The sequence below is a fragment of the Variovorax cryoconiti genome, from assembly GCF_051216395.1.
Taxonomy (GTDB): Bacteria; Pseudomonadota; Gammaproteobacteria; order Burkholderiales; family Burkholderiaceae_C; genus Variovorax.
In genome coordinates this window covers 1-1,066 of the sequence record NZ_JBPJZI010000070.1, presented here as the reverse complement: position 1 = coordinate 1,066, position 1,066 = coordinate 1, and the positions used below count along the sequence as shown (strand labels likewise).

Genomic DNA, 1,066 nt, shown 5'->3' with positions numbered 1-1,066 from the left:
CCGGGTCCCACTTGCCCTTGAGGCAGACGTTCGTCTCGTCGGGCGTGCCGGGGAACGGCGTGGCGGCGCTGCACTTTGCAAACTTCCACTCGCTTGCGGGAATGAGCTGGCGTGCGTCGCCTTCGTTGATGCGGCGCGTGAGCACATAGCCGGGCTTGGTGTTGTCGAGGCTCGCGGTTGCATAAGCCTGCATCGCCGCATTGAACGGGCCGCCCGGCAGGGGCAGCGAATCGTTGTTCGCAGCGGTGGGCAGCAGTTCGGCGCGGTAGGTGCCGGTGATGCTGCTGCCATCGGCGTTCTTCGCGACCGGCACCTTCAGCGTGAGTTTGCCGGGCGCAGCCGGCACATCGCCCTGCCATGCGGCCGTCAGGAACACGTAGCCGCGCGAGGCAAAGTACGGATCGAGGCTCACGATGTTGCCGCGGTTCGGCGCGTCGTAGCGCAACACGCCGCTGGCCTTGGTCATGTCCTTCGGCTTGAAGAGCACGAAGTCCGACGTGTACTCGACCTTGCCGTTGGCATTGAGCGGCGCGAGTTGCAAGTCCTGGATGATGGCGTTGCGGGCGTCCTTCGGATCGACCTCGCCGGTGAAGGTGCCGGTGATCTTCTCGTAGGCGCCCACGCTGCCGAATGTGCCGGGCACGTCTTCGGTCGCGGTGATGGCGAGCTTGTACTTGGGCGCGGTGGCAGTCACGGGCGGTGTCGTTGTCGGCGTTCCGGTGGTAGGCGGTGGCAACAGCACGCCACCTCCCCCGCCGCTTCCACCGCAGGCGCTCAGAAGAATAAGGGCGGCCGAAGCCACCGTGGCAGCCGCAAGGCTCCAGCGTTTCATGGTTTGTCTCCTTCGTTGTGTGTCTTGTCGCGTTGCGGCGCCGGTCCCCGCTACGGCGCGCGGGCTACTCGGCCTCGATGCCGGCCGACTTCACGATGCGGCCCCACTTCTGCGACTCGCCGGCCTGAAACTTCGCGAGTTCCTCGGGCGAGGTCGTGAACACCTCGGTGCCGGTCGGCTCGTAGAACGCGGTCTTTGCAGCCTCGCTCTTCGCGGCCTTCACCAGCAGCTCGT

Annotated in this window: 2 pseudogenes; both read right to left on the bottom strand. The window is 66.2% G+C overall.

Going from position 1 to position 1,066, the window contains the following annotated elements:
* A pseudogene (locus ACSFA2_RS25810) lies at nucleotides 1-832 on the bottom strand (alpha/beta hydrolase domain-containing protein); the annotation flags it as partial.
* Nucleotides 833-896: 64 nt separating this feature from the next.
* Nucleotides 897-1,066, bottom strand: a pseudogene (locus ACSFA2_RS25805) (tripartite tricarboxylate transporter substrate binding protein); the annotation flags it as partial.